The organism is Bacillus sp. SRL337, from assembly GCF_984799155.1.
Genome location: NZ_OZ481793.1, coordinates 812632 through 829945 on the forward strand (window position 1 = coordinate 812632; position 17314 = coordinate 829945).

A 17314-nucleotide genomic window follows, 5' to 3' on the forward strand; every position below is an offset into this window, starting at 1 on the left:
GCAGGGGTTGCACCGAAAGGATTTTTCTGGTTTAATAATGAATATATTTTAAATCGTAAACATTACGTTTTAAAACAAAACTGGAGGTATAATCATGAAAAAAGATATCCATCCGCATGATCAAAAGGTTATATTTATGGACACAAACAGCGGTTTTCAATTTTTGACTAGTTCAACCAAGAGTTCCTCAGAGACAATCGAATGGAAAGATGGAGGCACTTATCCACTGATCAAAGTGGAAGTAAGCTCAGATACACATCCATTCTATACCGGGGTCCAGAAATTTGCTGACCGCGGAGGCCGTGCAGACCGTTTTTTGAAAAAATATAATATGGACCGTCCGAAGTAGCATGAATACCCGGGAGTGAAGAATATGAATGAACACCTGATGGAAATTCTGGTAAGGGATATTGTTGCAGGTCTTCCTCAACATAAGAGAGAGGTCTATCAATACGTTGTCGGAATTGAAGATGAACTGGCCTCGCAATCCCAGACTTCGGAGCATTTCATGTCACTTTTGGTCAAACATACGCCGCACAAGCAGGCAGCATCTCGCTTCAACATGACTTATGGGCAGCTTATCAAACTGATGCGGGAAATCGAAACGGAGATAGATGGGCAGTTGAAAATGAAGTTGAAGAAGTTTGAATGGATTGATTGTACTGATGAGATAAACTCGGGGACAGACGGGGGAATGAGTTTTCTATTCTTTATATAAAAAATTTTAGAGTGTAAATCGTAATAGTTACGATAATTATCATCGAAAGGAAGATAACAAATGGCTAAAAAATCAAAAGTGGTAAAAGAAAGAAAACGCCAGGAGATTGTAGAAAGATATTCAGAGTTAAGAAGGGAACTCAAAGCAAAGGGAGACTATGAAGCACTAAAAAAACTGCCAAGAGATTCATCTCCAACGCGCTTGAAAAAACGTTGTGAAGTAACAGGCCGGCCGCGCGGCTATCTACGAAAATTCAAAATGTCCCGTATTGCCTTCAGGGAACTGGCACATAAAGGACAGATACCGGGAGTCAAGAAGTCCAGCTGGTAATTCAATAGGAAGCTATAAAGGAGGAATGAGGAATGAGGATCAAGATCACTTTAGCATGTACCGAAACAGGAGACCGAAACTACATTACAACTAAGAACAAACGAAACAACCCTGACCGCCTTGAGTTGATGAAATATTGTCCACGTTTAAAAAAACGCACCTTGCATAGGGAAACAAAATAAAAACACAACAAAACACCTCTCGTAAATGAGGTGTTTTGTTGTGTTGTGTATTCGACATATTTCGAGTAGTGCCTGTCACCCTTTAGTGAAGTACTGCGTGTTTGCGTTCCATTTTCTCTTTATTGCGTACCTTTTTGTTTGCCATCGCATTCTTGACGAATGGAACCAGGAATCTGTCAATTCCAAAATAGTATGCGCCGCCTCCGGTAAACAGAAGGATGATGGCCGCTGTATAAAGGATAGGGTTTGTGCTGACTGTTCCCGCCATCAGGAAGTTCAGGTTCATGAAAGCCCCTGCAAGTAATGCCGGGATTGTAGCTGCTCCCAGGATCATTCCAACGCCTACCAGCATTTCTCCCAGAGGGATTAGGATGTTGAAAAGTTCTGCATTCGGAAGTGCCGCGTTTTCGAGGAATCCTGCATACCAGCCCTGAACCGCCGGATGTTCTCCAGCCGCATTGCTGATAGCTCCTTGTAAGAAGCCTGTTGTATCAAATCCATCTGTCAGTTTGTGCCAGCCGGCTTCAAGCCACTGAATACCAAGCCAAATTCTTAACACTGTCCATACAGTTGCAGCTTGAGGAGTTTTCCACCATTTCATTTTTACCATCTCCTTAGTATTGTGAAGTATTTCACATACAACCTTAAAAAAATTTGAAATAAAGCCGGCCAGCTTTTCAACTAAGTAGAGAAGTTTTAGTTTGTGAAGTGTTTCACTTACTCTCTACACTTATAATATACCCCCGCTCAGCCGGTATGGCAATGGTAGTCACATATCTTTCACAATTGAATTTTCATTTAGGATCAGGACTTAAAGGAAGCTTGAAAAGGATAAAACACTAATACATTCACATTAGTCAGAATAATTTTCCCGGGCATGGGTATATGATTTGTATTCCAATAGTAGGAGGCTGAAAATGAGAGCTGTAACTTACCAGGGTTCGAAAGACATTCAAGTCAAAGAGGTAGAAGATCCAAAGATCCAAAAGCCGGATGATATCATCGTCAAGATTACATCAACGGCCATTTGTGGTTCTGACCTTCATCTTTACCAAGGAAACCTTCCGCTGAGACCAGGGTATATAATTGGACATGAGCCGATGGGGATTGTCGAGGAAACAGGACCGGACGTTACGAGAGTGAAGAAAGGCGACAGAGTCGTCCTGCCGTTCAATGTATCCTGCGGCCACTGTTTTTATTGCCAGCATGATATGGAAAGCCAATGTGATAACTCCAACCCTCATAAAGATACCGGAGGTTACTTTGGATATACGGAACAATATGGTAACCATCCGGGAGGGCAGGCAGAATATTTACGTGTCCCTTTTGGAAATGCAATGCCTTTCAAAGTGCCGGAATCCTGCGATTTAGCGGATGAAGCTTTGTTATTCATGTCAGATGTCCTGCCGACCGCTTACTGGAGTGTCGAACATTCCGGCATGAAACCGGGAGATACAGTCATTGTTTTGGGATGCGGCCCAATCGGATTGATGGCGCAGAAATTCGCCTGGATGAAAGGTGCTGGCAGGGTCATTGCGGTCGATAACCTGCCGTATCGTCTGCAGAAGGCGAAACAAAACAATAATGTCGAAATTTTTAACTTCGACGAATTCAAAGAGATGGGACAGCATCTGAAAGAAGTCACCAGAGGCGGTGCGGATATTGTCATAGACTGTGTCGGTATGGATGGAGAAAAGAATGCGATTGAGAAGGTGGAGCAAAAACTAAAGCTGCAAGGCGGAACATTAAGCGCGATCAATATCGCCAAAGACGCAGTCCGTAAATTCGGTACCGTACAGTTGACAGGCGTGTACGGCATGATGTACAACATGTTCCCGCTTGGAAACTTCTTTGAGCGAAACGTCACACTGAAAATGGGACAGGCTCCAGTCGTCCACTACATGCCGGAACTGTTTGAAAAAATCACATCCGCGGAGCTAAATCCGACCGAAATCATCACCCACATTATGCCGATGGACCAAGCGGCAGACGCCTATAAAATCTTCAATGACCATGAAGATGACTGCATAAAAGTTGTGCTCAAACCATAATGGTGAGAGGCATGCCCCAAAATTTGCAGAAAAATCTTTAACGATGCGAACAGCCCGCCGCCCCTTCTAAGGGATGACGGGCTGTTTTTCTATCATTCGACAAAATCCGGGGCGCGCCTGTCACTTCAAAGGAATGTTGAACAGCCAGAGCATCCCTGCCGAGACAATTGCTGATAGTATATAGGTGACAAATGGACGGGAGACGTGCAGGCGGATCATGCTATACATCATGACATAGAAGAAGAAGTCCATCCAGTATTCATACCCGTTTTGCAACAGAAGCCGACCAAACTTATAAAAGGGGAATTCAATAACAAAAGAGGCAAGAGACCATAAGGCAATGTATCTGATTTTCATGGTTTTGTTTGAAGAAAATGGATAAAAGGTCAGAAAAATCAGGGTAACTGCAGGGAGATTTATGAAAGAATACAGAATCTCCACAATGATATGGGATTTTGGATAAAAATCAGGATAGTACTCCCAAAGTAATTTATTTTGGGCCAGTGTATTATATAGAAGATTACAGATAATGACATAAAAAATAGTAAGATGATACTTCTTCCACTCACGCCAATTTCCTTTTATAGCCGCTAGAAGAAGCAAAGATGATGTTAAGACGATATGCATAGATTCACCTGTATTGTTTTTTTATATAGTTTTTACCGAAAGATTAATTTTATACAGGAATCCGGATTGTACGGTAAATTGGCTTGTAAAAAGGAGTAGAATCACTTAAGATTTCATATGGTATCAAGAATAGATCAATAGGTACATATTGAAAGGAAGTTACAGATGGCTGTGAGAATGAAAGACTCTTTGCCGCTTTCCCCTGTCAATGACCCCTGGGAAGCATATATGGATGTGAAAGAGCATGGAAAGATGACATTATCTAGCGTAGAATTTACGACTACAACACTGTGCAATATGCGCTGCAATCATTGTGCTGTTGGCTATACATTGCAGAATAAAGATCCAGATGCACTGCCAATGGATCTGATCTTCAAACGGCTGGATGAAATTCCGCATCTCAGAACGATCAGCATAACGGGCGGCGAGCCCATGATGTCTAAAAAATCGGTTGAGAACCATGTTCTGCCGCTGTTAACCTATGCTCATTCAAGGGGCGTGAAAACACAGATTAATTCCAATTTGACCCTTCCTTATGAGAGGTACAAGCCAATTGTTCCCTATCTGGATGTTCTGCATATATCCCATAACTGGGGGACTGTTGAAGAGTTTGCAGAAACTGGCTTTGCCCGGATGGAGAGGAAACCGTCGGAACAGCAAAGAGAGAACTATTTTGAACGCATGGTGGAAAATTCGCAAAGACTTTCCAGTGAAGGTGTCATGGTATCTGCTGAAACGATGTTGAACGGCCGGACGTTCCCTTACTTGGAAAAAATCCATGATCATATCATTGAAATGGGCTGTACGCGCCATGAAGTTCATCCGATGTACTGTATGTAATAAATCTTGCAACTCTATATATACCTGTTATAATAGGTTTTATTAGTGTGATTATTTTAATCAGGGTATTCAAATAGAGAGGAGATTTACAATGGCAATTAAGAAACTACAGAAAGCCAAAAAGCTAGTAGCTATCTATGCAAGGAAATCAAGACTTAAATCAGATGACTCTATGGAGATTGAAAATCAGATAAAGCTCCTGACTGATTATGCAGAGAAAAACAACATGGAATATAAAGTCTTTGCAGAGGAGGCAAGCTCTGAGGGATGGAGGGAAAGCAGACCTGAATTAGATTCCATGCTTACTGAACTGGAAAGACAGGTTTATGATGGCATATTGTTGACTGACCTCGACAGAATTGCAAGGAATGATTTAAACTCTGCCCTGTTCAGACAGCTCTGTAAGGATGAGGGCTTAATAGTTTATACATTGAATAAGACTTATAACTACATGGATGACAATGATGAGTTTAGCTCAAGCATCCAGTCAGTCCTAGACTCTCAGATGATGAGGATTATTAAGAAGAAACTCAGGAGAGGGAGAATACAAGCTATTGAGAAAGGTGTATTTTTTGGAGTAGCTCCATATGGTTACAAGAAAGATGAGGAAAAACATCTTATCCCTCATCCTCAGGAGGCTACAGTAGTACAAAGTATTTTCAGGATGTATGTAGAGGAGGGACTTAATCAGGCTCAGATATGTGAGCAGTTATCCATGAGAGGCATCAAGACAAGAGGAGGAGCTGAGTTTAGAGTCAGAGCTACATCTCATATCCTGTCTAATATTGCTTACAGAGGTACTGTACACTATGAGCTACAGGGAGAGGATGTTATCCATATTGAGGAGGCTCATCCTCCATTAGTAGAGGCAGACATTTTCAAGCAGGCTCAGACTCTCAGGGAGAAGAATAGGAAAGTACCTCAGTCCAGTCAGAGAGGAGTATATGCTTTGTCTAGGCTGTTAGTATGTCCTGAGTGTGGGCAGACTCTCTCCTTCTGTATGAAATATGTAAGCAGAGAGGCAAGGAATACACTAGATAAGTCTCTGAGGGATTTATATGTCCTGAATTGTCATGCATCCAAGGGAGCTAAGGCTAAGGCTGAGGCTAAGGGCAAGCCTAGATGTAAAAACAATGGAGTCAAGTCAATGAGAATACAGGAGGACATCCTGAGAAAGCTCAGAGAGCATCTGACAGACATTGATGAAAAGATAGAGGCTATTGTTTCAGGTGATAACAGTTTTTTAGGACAGATAGCCAACAAACAGCAGGAACTGGCTCAGCAGTATGACAGGCTAGAGGAACAAAGGAAGAAAGTACAGGATGGCTTTAAGATGGGAATATATGAGGCTGAGGAGGCTACTGAGGAGATTAAGAGCATCAAGGAATCTCAGAGAGCTATCTCAGAGGAGCTAGAGTCTTTAGAGGGAGCAGATGCAAAGGCTGAGGTAGAAAAGCATGAGAGAGCTAAGGAAAAGATAGAGCAGATATTGTCCATGGACTCAGAGGCTAATCCTGACAAGTTAAACAGATTGCTCCATGAGGTTATAGACAAAGTTTATTACTGGAAAGAGCAGTCAGACAATGGAGGAGAAAAGCCTTTTGTAACAGTCATAGATTATAAGTGAGTGAGGGCTAAATACAGTCCTCCTCTTTTTTATTGCCTGATTAACCTTTCCATACCTGCATGGTTGTACTAAAATTAACTATAGTGAAATTGAGCAGGCTATAGGAGAGGAGATTAAAAAGATGTCAGGGAGCAGTAACTTACTACATACAAAAGAAAAAATCTATAATTTGGCTACAGCTTTAGATGCCAAGGCATGCAAAGTATGGCTGATAATGTACACAATAGCAGATGAGGAGACTGGGAAAGTAGATACCTCTTTATCAGACCTGAACAAAAGAACAGGCATGGCTATCAGTACAATCAGGAGGGCATTAGAGGAACTGAAAGAAATAGGAGTATTGGAAGTTTCTCATAATGTAGGAGTTTCAGCAGAGTATAGGATGACTTTCCCTGAGGAGCTTAGTAAAAAAGGAAAATAAAAGCATTGGCATATTAGCAGATTAAAGCTAGGAATTAAAATACCTAGCTATTGCTTAGTTGGTTGACTTTGTGATACATCTTAATCACATAAGAAATAATGACTGCACTAAAAATGCTAGTGAGAATAGCACTACCTACTCCCATCCAAATTATTGTTAAAAGTTTTGTTTTATAAGCAGGAAACATTTATATCTTCCTTTCAGTTGGATTAACAATATGTTTACCTAATACCAATGAAATATGTACTAAGAGCATTTTCCACAGGACTTTGCTCTTTTTTATTGTCTGAGAGTGGCTCTCTGAGGAAATTATATTTTATTGTCTGAGCTATCATCTTTCTACTTTAGACCATGGCAACATCTATACTGTATTCATATTGAATAGGCTTATTAATTTTGATATACTTGTATCCAGTAAGATAAAACAGTTTCATAAGGAGGATACAGATGAGCAGAAAGTTTGGTTATATGAGAGTCAGTACTTTACATGAGGAGCAGTCTTTCAGGAGGCAGGAGCATCAGCTAGAGGCTTTAGGATTGGATGCTATTTACTCAGATAGGGTATCAGGAGCTAAGAGGATTAGAGAAGGACTGGATAGGATGCTCCAAGACTTACAGGCAGGAGATGTAATATATATTGTAGAGATTTCAAGATTATCAAGGTCAACTAAAGACCTGCTAGAGATTGTAGAAATCATCAGGAGTAAACAGGCATCTTTAAGGAGCTTGCAGGAGTCATGGCTAGATACATCTCCTGAAAACCATATGTCAGATTTCCTTTTGACCATTCTAGGAGCACTAGGGCAGATGGAAAGGAAGATGATACAGAAAAGGGTACAGGAGGGAATAGATGTAGCCAAGGCTAAGGGAGTCCAGTTAGGCAGACCTAAAAGAAGTACTAAGAAAGTACAGTTTGCTCTTGAGATGTATCAGGAGGGAAAACATACAGTAAAAGAGATTGCAGAGATAACAGGAGTCAGCAAGGCTACTATCTATAGGAAGTTAAAAGAACTGGCAGAGCATGAGCAGGTAGTTTGATACCTGTTCTTTTTTTTTGCCCCTAAATTTCCATAGTTTGTTAAAATAAACTTAAACTATTAAAGGTGGTAATAAAATGGCTGTGGATTATGAAGGTAAAATTGCTTTTATTCATGAACAGGAAAATGATGGTTACTTAGATAATTATAGAGATAAACTACCTGATACTTGTCCTGTTTGTAATCATTCTATATCTCCTTATTACATCCTCATTTATGAGAAAATGGCAAATAAGTTTGAAATTCTTTGTGGGTGTCCTAGAAATCAATGTGGCAGTTTATTTTTTGCAGTTTATTATGGTAGTGCTTTTCAGATTAGCGATGTCATCCCAAGTCATACTTATCCATTATCAAAGCAAAGGAAAGAATTTGATGCAGATGTACAAGAGCTTTCAGGTGATTTTGTAACTATATATAACCAAGCTCTCCATGCTGAAAAAGAGGAGCTAGACCTCATATGTGGAGTAGGATATAGGAAGTCCCTAGAGTATTTAGTGAAAGACTTTATTATTAGTGAGTTTCCTGATGAGGCAGAAAAAGTAAAGGGTATACATTCTATTCAAAGATGTATAAATGACTATATTGATAATCCTGATATAAAAGAAATGGCTGAGAGGGCAGCTTGGCTAGGGAATGATGAAACTCATTACATCAGGAAATGGGAAGATAAAGATATACAGGATTTAAAGAATCTAATTGACTTAACAGTTTATTTTATTGGAATGAAGATAAAAGCAAAGAAATATAAAGAAGAAATGGTATCAGGAAAGAAATAAGTCTGAGGCTCAGTACCTGAGTCTTTTTTTTTACATTGTAAAAGGAAATATTTACAAAACAACATATCTGTATTAAAATGTATTTTATAACAGAAAGGTAGGGATAAAATGGAAATAACTAAAGAGATTGACTTGAAATTTCTTAGAAAACTATATGATAAATTTAAAGAAACATCATCAGAGGAAAACATAAAGATTCATATAGTATCTAAGTTCCTTGAAATGCTAGGATATGACCCTTTAGAGTGTTATTATGAGCATCCTAAGTACCATAAAGATGGAAGGGCAGATATTGCAGTAAAGGTTGATGAATTTAATTATCTGTATGTAGAAGTGAAAAAAGCAGGGAAAGAATTGGGGGAACAAGACCAAGACCAACTTGCAGGTTATATGAATCAAAGAAACTTGTCATGGGGAATCTTAACAAATGGAAAACAGTTTATTCTGTTTAACAATGATATAAAGGGTTTACCAAATCCTAATAGAAAAGAGAATAATTTAGACAGAGTTGTTTTTAATATTGATATTTTCAATAAGAAAGACCAAGAGCTGATAAAGTATTTTAGTAAGGAAAATATTTTTGATAACAAAGTAACAAAATATTTTAAAGATATTGCCCAATTTAAAGCCATAAAGTATCCAGACAAAAGCAACAGTTGGGCTCCTTATAGGGGGACCTTGTTTAACTTTTTTAAATACTATGCAGAGGAAACAAAAAGATACAAAAAATTAGAGCATATTGTAATAGATGAATTTGAGAATTTTTTACAGCTTGAATGGAGAAGAAAAAGTAGTAATGGCAAAGAAATTAAATCCATAAATACCTTTATAAATAAATATTCACATATTAGGTCATTCTTTCAGACTTTAAAGGTTAGAGCTCCTGGGTTTGATGAAGAAAAAAATGAGCTGATAAAAAGGTTTAATATTATTGTAGAAGAAATTCCTGACAAGGAAATATTAACTCCTGAAAATATTGAATTAATTTTAGATTTGTACAACAAAAGGAGAGACACATTAAGAAATAAATCTGTTTTCCTCTTATGTATAGGGTTTGGGCTGGAGAGGTCAACATTGATAGGATTGACTAGTGACTGTATTAAAAGGGATAAGCTGATTATTGGGGAAAGGATACTTACATTGCCTCCTAAAATAAAAGACTTATTAGAGGAGCTAATTCAGGAAAACAAAAAGAAGAAAATAAAAGGAAAACATCTTTTCTATACAAAATATCAAAATAAATATAGTCCAATGTCTCCAAATGGAGTAAATTACATATTTGATATTCTTCAAGAAATTGATACAACAGATTCCAGTTGGAGCAAGTTATCTCCTGCATCTGTAAGGTCATATGTTATCAAGTCCCTTTTTAAAAACAACTATCCTCTTGAGGAAGTTATGTATCTTACTGGGGCAGACTTTTTTAGTGTTTCAAATAACATTGCTTACAATGAAATAATTGAGAAAGTAAAACAAAGAGGTAAGAAGGATAAGAAAGTCCATCCATTTTATGATTTTCTATATTAGTTAAGGTATTACTTTATCAGCAGAGGGCATAGCAGCTCCTGCTCTTTTTTTTATGTGCTTTAAAGCCATGGCAAGTATTGTCCTTTCCTGCTGAATATAGATTTTAGGAATTAAAAATTTTTAAAAGGATTTCCCTGTTTTAAGTAAGGGCAGTTATATTTCAGGAAGGCTCTTTACTCTGTAAGGCTCTCAGATTGTCTCTCAGGTGTACTCATGATTAGTAGGGTTTAAGTCCTGTTATTGTATGAGGCTACTGTATGGCTCTGTATGGAGATTGTATAGCTTTCTGTCTTTACTATGTAAGGCTCAGTAAGGATTCCCCTGATTTCTGTATTTTAGGAATAGCCTTTCTGATTTTCATACATGTAGCAAAAATCGCCCCCTAGCCCCCCATGGTATGGCATCCCTCTCAGCATCCCTCAGGCTCTCTCTCAGCTACAATAAATATCTTTCCATGGCTACAAGCCTATCAATCTTTATTAAGCTGTCATCAAGTCTCAGACAGTCAGGCTCAAGCAGTAAGGCTCTGTCATGGCATCAGCTAAGCTCAGTACAGTAAGGCTCAGACAGTAAGGCTTTCCAGTCATGGCTACAATATTCTATCTGTTTGTATCTGTATTGTCAGGAGCATCAGCAGTAACAATCTTTGTCAGGTCTTTCAGTATCATCAGCAAGAGACAGCATCAGCATCAGGAGACAATAGGAGACATCAGCAAGAGACAGCATCAGTCAGTACTGGCAGACAGTCAGGCAGAGTCTTATCCAGTAGCTGTAGATAGTGTTCCAAAATCATATGATTAAATTGAAAATATGCAGACCTGATAACAGCAGGCTTTAAAGAGTCTCATAATCTTGTATCAAAAGTATATCTGAGAATAGGCTCTATATCCTGTACTGGATGTAAGCCCTGTGCTGTCCCTGTTTGACAATAGCCCTGCTCTTATGTTAGGGACTCCTGCTCCTGATGTAGCTCCTGCCTGTCTCTGCTGTATAGCCCTCCTGACAGATAGTAAGGGCTGATGTATCCAGTAGCTCCTGAGGATGTCTGAGAAGGGCTGAGAGCCTGTCCCTGAGCCTGTTTGACAATATCCCTAAAGTATGTATAGTCCTGCTCATTTATGGTAGTTTGACAATCTCTTAAAAGTATGCTCTACCTTATTGTCAGGGCAGTTTGACAATGGCTTTATCTTATGTATCAAGATGCTCTTTTACTACTTTCAATACTTTAGATACTTTTAATACTTTAATGTAAAGTTTACTTTCCTACCTCCCCTCCCTTTGTAAATAAGCCCCTGCTGTTTTAATCTCAGTAACATATAGCCATGGCAGATATAAAAGAGGAGGGCTGTATCAGGCTTTCCAGTACTGTATTTACTGTCTTTGTTATTCCTATTGATACTGCATCAGGAAGGGCTACAGGAAAAGGACTGAGGATAGACAGGACAAAGGCTGAAAGTCTCTTGAATAGGCTACCTGATGAAAATAATACTGTCAGGAGGTGGTAGACAGGGCTGAGGTCTGCTGAGTCTTTTAAGCAACACTACATATGTACAATTTAGCCTCTGTAAGCCCTATATGTATAATTCTCAGTAACACTAGCAGGACATATACTGTCCCTATACTTTGTATGTCCCTATGCTTTGCATGTCCCTATACTGTCTAGTAAAAGCATCCTTACAGACTCCTGACAGTCCCTATACAGTCTCTATTACTGTCCCTAACAGATAGCCCTCCCCCTACAATAAACAGACTCCCTACTGTCTCCTGACAGCTCCTATACTGTCCCTATACTGTACTTACTGCCCTTGCAGAATCTACTTAAATAACTGTCCCTATACATAATACTTACTGTCTGTCAACTTCCCTTATACAGCAGGACTTACAGCCTTAAAAGTAGACAAAAAAAAAGACAGCCTACTGCATCCAATTAAGGATACAATAGACTGCCTGAATATAGAGATATTAAGAGTGAGTATAAAACATTTACTGAAATTAAAAAAGCATTAATAGTAGTGTCTACAAGGAGAGAAAGGACATCCATGGAAAGATAGTTAAACTTAATTAAGTATCCTACCTGACATCCTTTCTTTACTTTTACCATGCTTTAATAAGTCTGCCTACAACAAAACAAACTATCAGAAGGGTACAGAGGGACAACTAAGCCCCTGTACATCTACTTATCCTGCTACATCCAGTCTTTTAAAGGTACTTTTCAGCAGAAAATGATAATGATTTTACTGGATTTTTACTGTCCCAAATACTGAGACAGGGACAATCAGGCTCAGGTACTGCTACATCAGCATTTTAGCTTATACCCCCTGTCCCAAAAACTGAGACAGTCATCCCAAAAAGTTACACATATCTCTTAAACTACCTTCTCTCTAACCTATTATTTAAGAGTAATTAAGGTCAGTTACAAGAATTGAGACAGTAGCTCCTGATGCCTCCTGTAGCTCCTCCTGAGGTCTTTACTGTCATAGCAGAGATATAAGCCCTAAAGGGCTAGAGTCTGTCAGGCATAGCCTTCCATCCTCACTAACAAGAGATATTAAGAGCTTAATAACTTTAATGATTCTACAACAGGACTGGCTAAACTGCTGATACTGTTCTTACTGCCATGACTGGATAAAAGCCTGAGTTATTGTATCAGGTCTTTAAGCTATTCAAGTATTTAATTTATTGTAGGGGAGCTTTGCTCCTATCTCTCAAGATAAAGATAAAACTTTCTGTCCCAACCCTCTCTCATCCCTTGTGGCTCTAAGGCTCAAGCCTCATTTTTCTATGTTCACAAAATACCCCCAATCAGGCATGTTTATGTTCACAAAATACCCCCAATTAAATCAGAGAAATATCTATCCTCCCTGTCATGTTTTGAAAAACTGCTCTAACTATAGTACTGAGGGATGATTTAAAAGAAAATAAATTTTTTTGCCTTTCATACTTGTTAAGTGGTCATCTTAGCTGCCCTAGTAAGTGAACAAAAGAAAGGAGCTGATAAAGCTCACTTAATTTTAATGGAGGGTTACATCATGACTGAATATAAACACAATGAATATGTGCACCTAGCAACAGGAGAGAAAAAGGAGTTTGCACTTACTAGGACTCCTGAACAGCAGAAAGCATATCAAGAGAGGCAGAAAAGAGAGAACAGCAGGAAGAAAGCCAAGGCTTTTACTTTCTCTGACATGGAAAATGCTAAGGAGGCTATTGAGATGCTAACAACAGTAGAACTAGGATATTTTCTTGTATTACAGACTTATGTGAGATATGAGGATAATGTTCTGATTAAATCAACTCATAATCCAGTACCAATGAAAAGAGGAGATATTGGCGAGGTCTTAGGCATCAACAACAGAAGTCATATCAAAAAGCATATTGATAACTTTTTAGATAAAGGGCTGATGTCTACCAAAAAGATTAAAACTGATGGCAAAGAGGTTGAGGCTTTTGTTATCAATTCTCAGTATCACTTTAAGGGCAGAACTGAGAGCAAGAGAGTAGCCAAGACATTCTCTGAGCAGATTAGAAAGCTATATCAAGCCAACATCAACAAAAAGAACAAAAAGAAACCTGCTGACATGGGATTTTTATATTTAATCTTGCCTTACATCAACTATGAGAATAATGTACTTTGCTCCAATCCTTTTGAAACTGATGGAGGCAATATTGAGGCTCTGTCAGTAGCAGATATTTGTAGGATTACTGGACTGGATAAAAAGAATGTTCAAGGAAAAATCAATAATCTTAAATGGGATGGTATGACAGTATTCGCCAAGGTCTTGAAAGGGAGAAAGACTCATCTGAAACTCAATCCTTTTGTATTCTACAGAAAAGATGGAGAGCCTGATAAGTCATTACAAGCAGATTTCTTAATCAGAGGAAAATAAGGAGGATTTTAACCATGCAAAAAGAGGTTAAGCCATTGTCAGAGGCAACCAAAAAAGCTCTATTGTATTTATTACAGATTGAGGGAATTACTCAGACATATAATCCAGTGTTAAAGAAAGTAGATTTCATGGAGTTAGCAGAGACTATAGGGCTTTCTCCTGATGTCACTTTAACAGAAATAAGCAGGACTATCTTAAAAGAGTTAAGAGATAGAGATATTACTATCGCTACAGCTCCTGATAAGAAAGATAAAAGCAGTATGTATATAGGTCTTAGACCTTTGTTATTAAATACAGATAATGACTTTATGAAAGATGGAACTCATATATGGACAGAGGGATATGCTTTGGAATTACAGGTTGTTAACCTATAGAAACTTTTTTCCTCTCATACCTTTATTCAGGGTGTGTCAGCTAGACATAGTAGTAGGAGAGAGACAACAGACATTTTCTCCCCTGAAAATATAGAGACTCATACAGATTTAAAATATTTACTAAAATTAAGAAAGGAGCTACACAACATGGCAGACAATCAGAAAGAATTAGAGGAGTTTTTACAGGAGCAGAATCCATCCAGTCCTGAGGAGTATGTTCTTTGTTTTGCCTACAGCAAAGTACATTTTGATGGAGTGACTCAAGCATCTTTCAGTAAAGTAGCAGGGTTTGCTGATAAAACTCTCAGAAATTATATAAGAGATAACAGAGAGGCTTTTGATAATGAGGTAGAGCTACAGGAGGCAAGCAAAGAGCCTGAGGCAGATGTACACAACATGAACAGGAGTCTTACTGAGGAGCAGTTAGACCAGTTTATTCAGGCTCTTATAAAAGATGCTATCAAGCCAAATGCCAACCCCAAGCACAGGCAAATGTTGATTGAATTTGCTCAACTGGATGCAAGTACTTTGATGAATCTTACACAGGTAAAGCAGAGGTCTTTAAGGTGGTTTATTAAGAATGAGCTAGGAACAATCAGTAAATACCTGAGCAACACTAAACAGCTAGGGCTTATGCTTGAGGAATCAGATAAGTTAGACAGAGGAGATGCTGACAGCAGGAAAGCTCCTCAGAGATTCATTGATACAGATATTACAGATGAGAGCTTTAAACTGGAACTGATGTATTATGGCTTACTCTTTGCCTCAATTTACAATGCTGTAGAGCATCCTGACTTAGATTTAATGGCTCAGGCAGTAAGACTGAATAGGATTCAGACAGGAAAAGCTACTCCATTCAGAAAGAATCAAGTCAAATTGTACAGCAAAGGGAAAGACATCAAGCAGGAAAACAAAAAGCCTATGTCAGATGCTCAGCTTAAAGAAATGTATGTAGAATTGTTTGGCAAAGATGAGGCTGAGAAAATGCTACAAGATATGAAATCAGCTAAGGATACAGTTAAGCCTCCTGAGGTTGATAAGGTTGATGTAGAACAAAGAGTTTCAGCTCATCAGGAGGAGCTAGAGGTACTGCTTTCTGTAGAGGAACAAATGAAAGCATTTTTTGAAGGTAAAATACCACTAGAAAAACTATATAAATAAAATACTAAAAGGGAGATTGATTGAATTGGATAAAAAGACATTGGAACTAAAACAGACCAAAACACAGGAAATGGCTAACAAGGTACTGGAACTGGAATCAGCTCAGGAGAAAGTAGCTGAGGTAGTAGCTAAGCTAGAAGATGCTAAGGAGCAAGATAATGAGGCTATTGTAGAGCTAGAGGATAAACTGGAACAAATTGAGCAAGAAAAGACAGAGGCTACTGAGGTATCAGATGCTAAAAAGCTCATCAAGCAGGCTAAGGAAATTGAGGAAGAAATTGAGCTTACAAAAGGAATCAATGAGGCAAGAAATAAGAAAAGGACAACAGAGCTAGAGGACATGGCTGTAGAGTTTTTCACAGCACATAAGAAAACAGTATTCTTGTACAATGCATTAGCTTTAGAATACAAGAAAACAGTCTCAGTAAACAGCCTGCAAGAGGACAATGAGTTACTGTCTAGCTTTGCTAAAACAATCAATAATACCTTTTCCTACACTAGAGCAGTATTAATTGACTTTGGTATTGTAGCAAGGGCAGATGCAGACAGAACATATAAGGGATTCCATTTAGGGCAAAGAGAATTATTTTCTGATTTAAGCAGGATGTTTGATAAAGCAGAGGTTAGACAGCTAGAGGCTATCAGCAAGTAAATTATCAGTAACTGAGAGAGCATAGGAGCAACTACTTTTTATAAGGAGGAGCTTTTACCATGGTATTAATTGAGGGAGCTATTGTACTGTCCATGATTGCAGTAGCACAGAAAATATACAGCAAGTAATAAAGGGAGGGCTGAGGCTCTCCTTTTTTATTTTACAAACTATCAGGAGGAGATTTTATTATGAGCATTAATTATAAGTTTGGAGAATGGAGAGAGTCAGGAGAATCTGCCAAGGTCATTAGTAAAAAAGGTTATCAGCTTTTAGCAATTAAAAAAGGATGGCTGACAGGGGAGATTATGGGAGGAATTTTGTATAGACACTTTTTACAAGGGATAGCAACAGATACCTTGAGTAAGGAATACATTGGACTATCTTTTCAGACAGTACACTCAGTTATTATAGGCAATTACAGCCCTGAGGCTTTTAATTTGTTTATGGAGATTGCAGAGGAGAATCCTGAGGAACTGGATGAACTATTTAAGGAGGATGTAAGCCATGGCTGAGACAGCAGAAAAGAAAAGCAAACTTAAAAGCCCTGAGTATAAGATGGTCAGAAATAACTATCTACAGAAGATGCTCCTGAAAGGGACTACATTAGAGCAGATTTCTTCTTACATTGATTCAGATTACAACCTAGAAGAAAAGCAGAAAGTTAATCTCCTGAAATCATTGGAAAAGGAATTTACAGAGATTCATCAGGACAAGGTGGATGATTTATTGTTTGAGATACTAGAGGCTCTGAAAAACACTCCTGAGAAATGGACAATCAACCTTGATGGCTCTATTTCTACTGTATATCCCCATCCTCAGGTAGAGGGCAGGAAGGTTGTAGGCATCCAGTACAAACATCATAAAGATTATTCCTTTGAGGATGCAGAGCTATATGATGCATATTGCAGGCTACAGGAAGATATAGATAAGGCTAATAAGCCAAGAAGGAAAGGCAGTTATCCTAGACATATTGTCGCTGAATGGGCAGGACATAAAAAGTCAGGAGCAACTTACAAAGATATTGCAGAGAAATATGATACTACAGAGAACAGAGTAGCTTATCAACTTAGAAAACTTGAGGGTAAAGCCTAAAAGCTTTGCTCT

Annotated in this window: 19 protein-coding genes and 1 pseudogene; 18 read left to right on the forward strand and 2 right to left on the reverse strand. The window is 38.5% G+C overall.

All coding sequences use genetic code 11. The annotated features are described in order from the left end of the window. Positions 1-94 precede the first annotated feature (94 nt). Genes AC4E8A_RS03955 through rpmG form a run of 4 tightly spaced genes read left to right on the forward strand, consistent with a single transcriptional unit; the run spans position 95 to position 1230 of the window. Positions 95-349: a type B 50S ribosomal protein L31 gene (locus AC4E8A_RS03955; RefSeq protein WP_490196957.1), complete on the forward strand. Its 255-nt coding sequence runs from the start codon at positions 95-97 to the stop codon at positions 347-349. Positions 350-373: 24 nt separating this feature from the next. Beyond that, positions 374-718 carry a hypothetical protein gene (locus AC4E8A_RS03960; protein WP_490196959.1) on the forward strand — a complete coding sequence of 115 codons (345 nt, stop codon included), beginning with the start codon at positions 374-376 and terminating at the stop codon, positions 716-718. 60 nt (positions 719-778) lie between these two features. Further along, positions 779-1048 (forward strand): 30S ribosomal protein S14, encoded by a 270-nt coding sequence (gene rpsN, locus AC4E8A_RS03965; protein ID WP_490196961.1) that lies wholly within the window; start codon positions 779-781, stop codon positions 1046-1048. A gap of 32 nt (positions 1049-1080) precedes the next feature. Then, entirely contained in the window at positions 1081-1230 is a 150-nt protein-coding gene (gene rpmG, locus AC4E8A_RS03970; RefSeq protein ID WP_490196962.1) for a 50S ribosomal protein L33, read from the forward strand. Positions 1231-1312: 82 nt separating this feature from the next. Here the strand turns inward: rpmG and AC4E8A_RS03975 are convergent, their stop codons facing one another. Next, the gene (locus AC4E8A_RS03975; RefSeq protein ID WP_490196964.1) at positions 1313-1831 is read right to left on the reverse strand and encodes a DoxX family protein; all 519 of its coding nucleotides are present in this window, start codon (positions 1829-1831) and stop codon (positions 1313-1315) included. Positions 1832-2147: 316 nt separating this feature from the next. Here AC4E8A_RS03975 and AC4E8A_RS03980 point away from each other — a divergent pair, with 316 nt between their 5' ends. Beyond that, positions 2148-3281, forward strand: coding sequence for a zinc-dependent alcohol dehydrogenase (locus AC4E8A_RS03980; RefSeq protein WP_490196965.1), 1134 nt, complete (start codon positions 2148-2150; stop codon positions 3279-3281). A gap of 120 nt (positions 3282-3401) precedes the next feature. Here the strand turns inward: AC4E8A_RS03980 and AC4E8A_RS03985 are convergent, their stop codons facing one another. Next, a complete protein-coding gene (locus AC4E8A_RS03985) occupies positions 3402-3908 on the reverse strand; it encodes a CBO0543 family protein (RefSeq protein ID WP_490196966.1) in 507 nt (168 codons plus the stop codon). Between the two features lie 177 nt (positions 3909-4085). Here AC4E8A_RS03985 and yfkAB point away from each other — a divergent pair. The 13 genes and pseudogenes from yfkAB to AC4E8A_RS04050 all read left to right on the forward strand — a co-directional run. Continuing rightward, a pseudogene (yfkAB, locus tag AC4E8A_RS03990) lies at positions 4086-4739 on the forward strand (radical SAM/CxCxxxxC motif protein YfkAB); the annotation flags it as partial. Positions 4740-4839: 100 nt separating this feature from the next. Then, positions 4840-6375 (forward strand): recombinase family protein, encoded by a 1536-nt coding sequence (locus AC4E8A_RS03995; protein ID WP_490196968.1) that lies wholly within the window; start codon positions 4840-4842, stop codon positions 6373-6375. Positions 6376-6496: 121 nt separating this feature from the next. After that, positions 6497-6796 carry a hypothetical protein gene (locus tag AC4E8A_RS04000; protein WP_490196970.1) on the forward strand — a complete coding sequence of 100 codons (300 nt, stop codon included), beginning with the start codon at positions 6497-6499 and terminating at the stop codon, positions 6794-6796. A 447-nt stretch (positions 6797-7243) separates the two neighbouring features. Continuing rightward, positions 7244-7834: a recombinase family protein gene (locus AC4E8A_RS04005; protein ID WP_490196972.1), complete on the forward strand. Its 591-nt coding sequence runs from the start codon at positions 7244-7246 to the stop codon at positions 7832-7834. Positions 7835-7910: 76 nt separating this feature from the next. Next, positions 7911-8609, forward strand: coding sequence for a hypothetical protein (locus AC4E8A_RS04010; RefSeq protein WP_490196974.1), 699 nt, complete (start codon positions 7911-7913; stop codon positions 8607-8609). Positions 8610-8717: 108 nt separating this feature from the next. After that, positions 8718-10136 (forward strand): type I restriction enzyme HsdR N-terminal domain-containing protein, encoded by a 1419-nt coding sequence (locus tag AC4E8A_RS04015; RefSeq protein ID WP_490196976.1) that lies wholly within the window; start codon positions 8718-8720, stop codon positions 10134-10136. Between the two features lie 585 nt (positions 10137-10721). Next, positions 10722-10937 carry a hypothetical protein gene (locus AC4E8A_RS04020; protein ID WP_490196978.1) on the forward strand — a complete coding sequence of 72 codons (216 nt, stop codon included), beginning with the start codon at positions 10722-10724 and terminating at the stop codon, positions 10935-10937. A 2228-nt stretch (positions 10938-13165) separates the two neighbouring features. After that, a complete protein-coding gene (locus AC4E8A_RS04025; RefSeq protein WP_490196980.1) occupies positions 13166-14023 on the forward strand; it encodes a hypothetical protein in 858 nt (285 codons plus the stop codon). A gap of 14 nt (positions 14024-14037) precedes the next feature. Next, the gene (locus AC4E8A_RS04030) at positions 14038-14397 is read left to right on the forward strand and encodes a hypothetical protein (protein ID WP_490196981.1); all 360 of its coding nucleotides are present in this window, start codon (positions 14038-14040) and stop codon (positions 14395-14397) included. A 33-nt stretch (positions 14398-14430) separates the two neighbouring features. After that, positions 14431-15558 (forward strand): hypothetical protein, encoded by a 1128-nt coding sequence (locus AC4E8A_RS04035; RefSeq protein WP_490196982.1) that lies wholly within the window; start codon positions 14431-14433, stop codon positions 15556-15558. Positions 15559-15583: 25 nt separating this feature from the next. After that, positions 15584-16210: a hypothetical protein gene (locus tag AC4E8A_RS04040; protein ID WP_490196984.1), complete on the forward strand. Its 627-nt coding sequence runs from the start codon at positions 15584-15586 to the stop codon at positions 16208-16210. Between the two features lie 188 nt (positions 16211-16398). Further along, the gene (locus tag AC4E8A_RS04045) at positions 16399-16722 is read left to right on the forward strand and encodes a hypothetical protein (RefSeq protein WP_490196986.1); all 324 of its coding nucleotides are present in this window, start codon (positions 16399-16401) and stop codon (positions 16720-16722) included. After that, positions 16715-17302, forward strand: a complete 588-nt coding sequence (locus AC4E8A_RS04050) for a hypothetical protein (protein ID WP_490196988.1) — start codon at positions 16715-16717, stop codon at positions 17300-17302. The genes AC4E8A_RS04045 and AC4E8A_RS04050 overlap by 8 nt, the downstream gene beginning before the upstream one ends. Positions 17303-17314: the final 12 nt, after the last annotated feature.

Bases quoted from the DNA above. Each gene is read 5' to 3' on its own strand.
- AC4E8A_RS03955 (WP_490196957.1), top strand. From the start codon at position 95: ATGAAAAAAGATATCCATCCGCATGATCAAAAGGTTATATTTATGGAC.
- AC4E8A_RS03960 (WP_490196959.1), top strand. From the start codon at position 374: ATGAATGAACACCTGATGGAAATTCTGGTAAGGGATATTGTTGCAGGT.
- rpsN (WP_490196961.1), top strand. From the start codon at position 779: ATGGCTAAAAAATCAAAAGTGGTAAAAGAAAGAAAACGCCAGGAGATT.
- rpmG (WP_490196962.1), top strand. From the start codon at position 1,081: ATGAGGATCAAGATCACTTTAGCATGTACCGAAACAGGAGACCGAAAC.
- AC4E8A_RS03975 (WP_490196964.1), bottom strand. From the start codon at position 1,831: ATGAAATGGTGGAAAACTCCTCAAGCTGCAACTGTATGGACAGTGTTA.
- AC4E8A_RS03980 (WP_490196965.1), top strand. From the start codon at position 2,148: ATGAGAGCTGTAACTTACCAGGGTTCGAAAGACATTCAAGTCAAAGAG.
- AC4E8A_RS03985 (WP_490196966.1), bottom strand. From the start codon at position 3,908: ATGCATATCGTCTTAACATCATCTTTGCTTCTTCTAGCGGCTATAAAA.
- AC4E8A_RS03995 (WP_490196968.1), top strand. From the start codon at position 4,840: ATGGCAATTAAGAAACTACAGAAAGCCAAAAAGCTAGTAGCTATCTAT.
- AC4E8A_RS04000 (WP_490196970.1), top strand. From the start codon at position 6,497: ATGTCAGGGAGCAGTAACTTACTACATACAAAAGAAAAAATCTATAAT.
- AC4E8A_RS04005 (WP_490196972.1), top strand. From the start codon at position 7,244: ATGAGCAGAAAGTTTGGTTATATGAGAGTCAGTACTTTACATGAGGAG.
- AC4E8A_RS04010 (WP_490196974.1), top strand. From the start codon at position 7,911: ATGGCTGTGGATTATGAAGGTAAAATTGCTTTTATTCATGAACAGGAA.
- AC4E8A_RS04015 (WP_490196976.1), top strand. From the start codon at position 8,718: ATGGAAATAACTAAAGAGATTGACTTGAAATTTCTTAGAAAACTATAT.
- AC4E8A_RS04020 (WP_490196978.1), top strand. From the start codon at position 10,722: ATGGCTACAATATTCTATCTGTTTGTATCTGTATTGTCAGGAGCATCA.
- AC4E8A_RS04025 (WP_490196980.1), top strand. From the start codon at position 13,166: ATGACTGAATATAAACACAATGAATATGTGCACCTAGCAACAGGAGAG.
- AC4E8A_RS04030 (WP_490196981.1), top strand. From the start codon at position 14,038: ATGCAAAAAGAGGTTAAGCCATTGTCAGAGGCAACCAAAAAAGCTCTA.
- AC4E8A_RS04045 (WP_490196986.1), top strand. From the start codon at position 16,399: ATGAGCATTAATTATAAGTTTGGAGAATGGAGAGAGTCAGGAGAATCT.
- AC4E8A_RS04050 (WP_490196988.1), top strand. From the start codon at position 16,715: ATGGCTGAGACAGCAGAAAAGAAAAGCAAACTTAAAAGCCCTGAGTAT.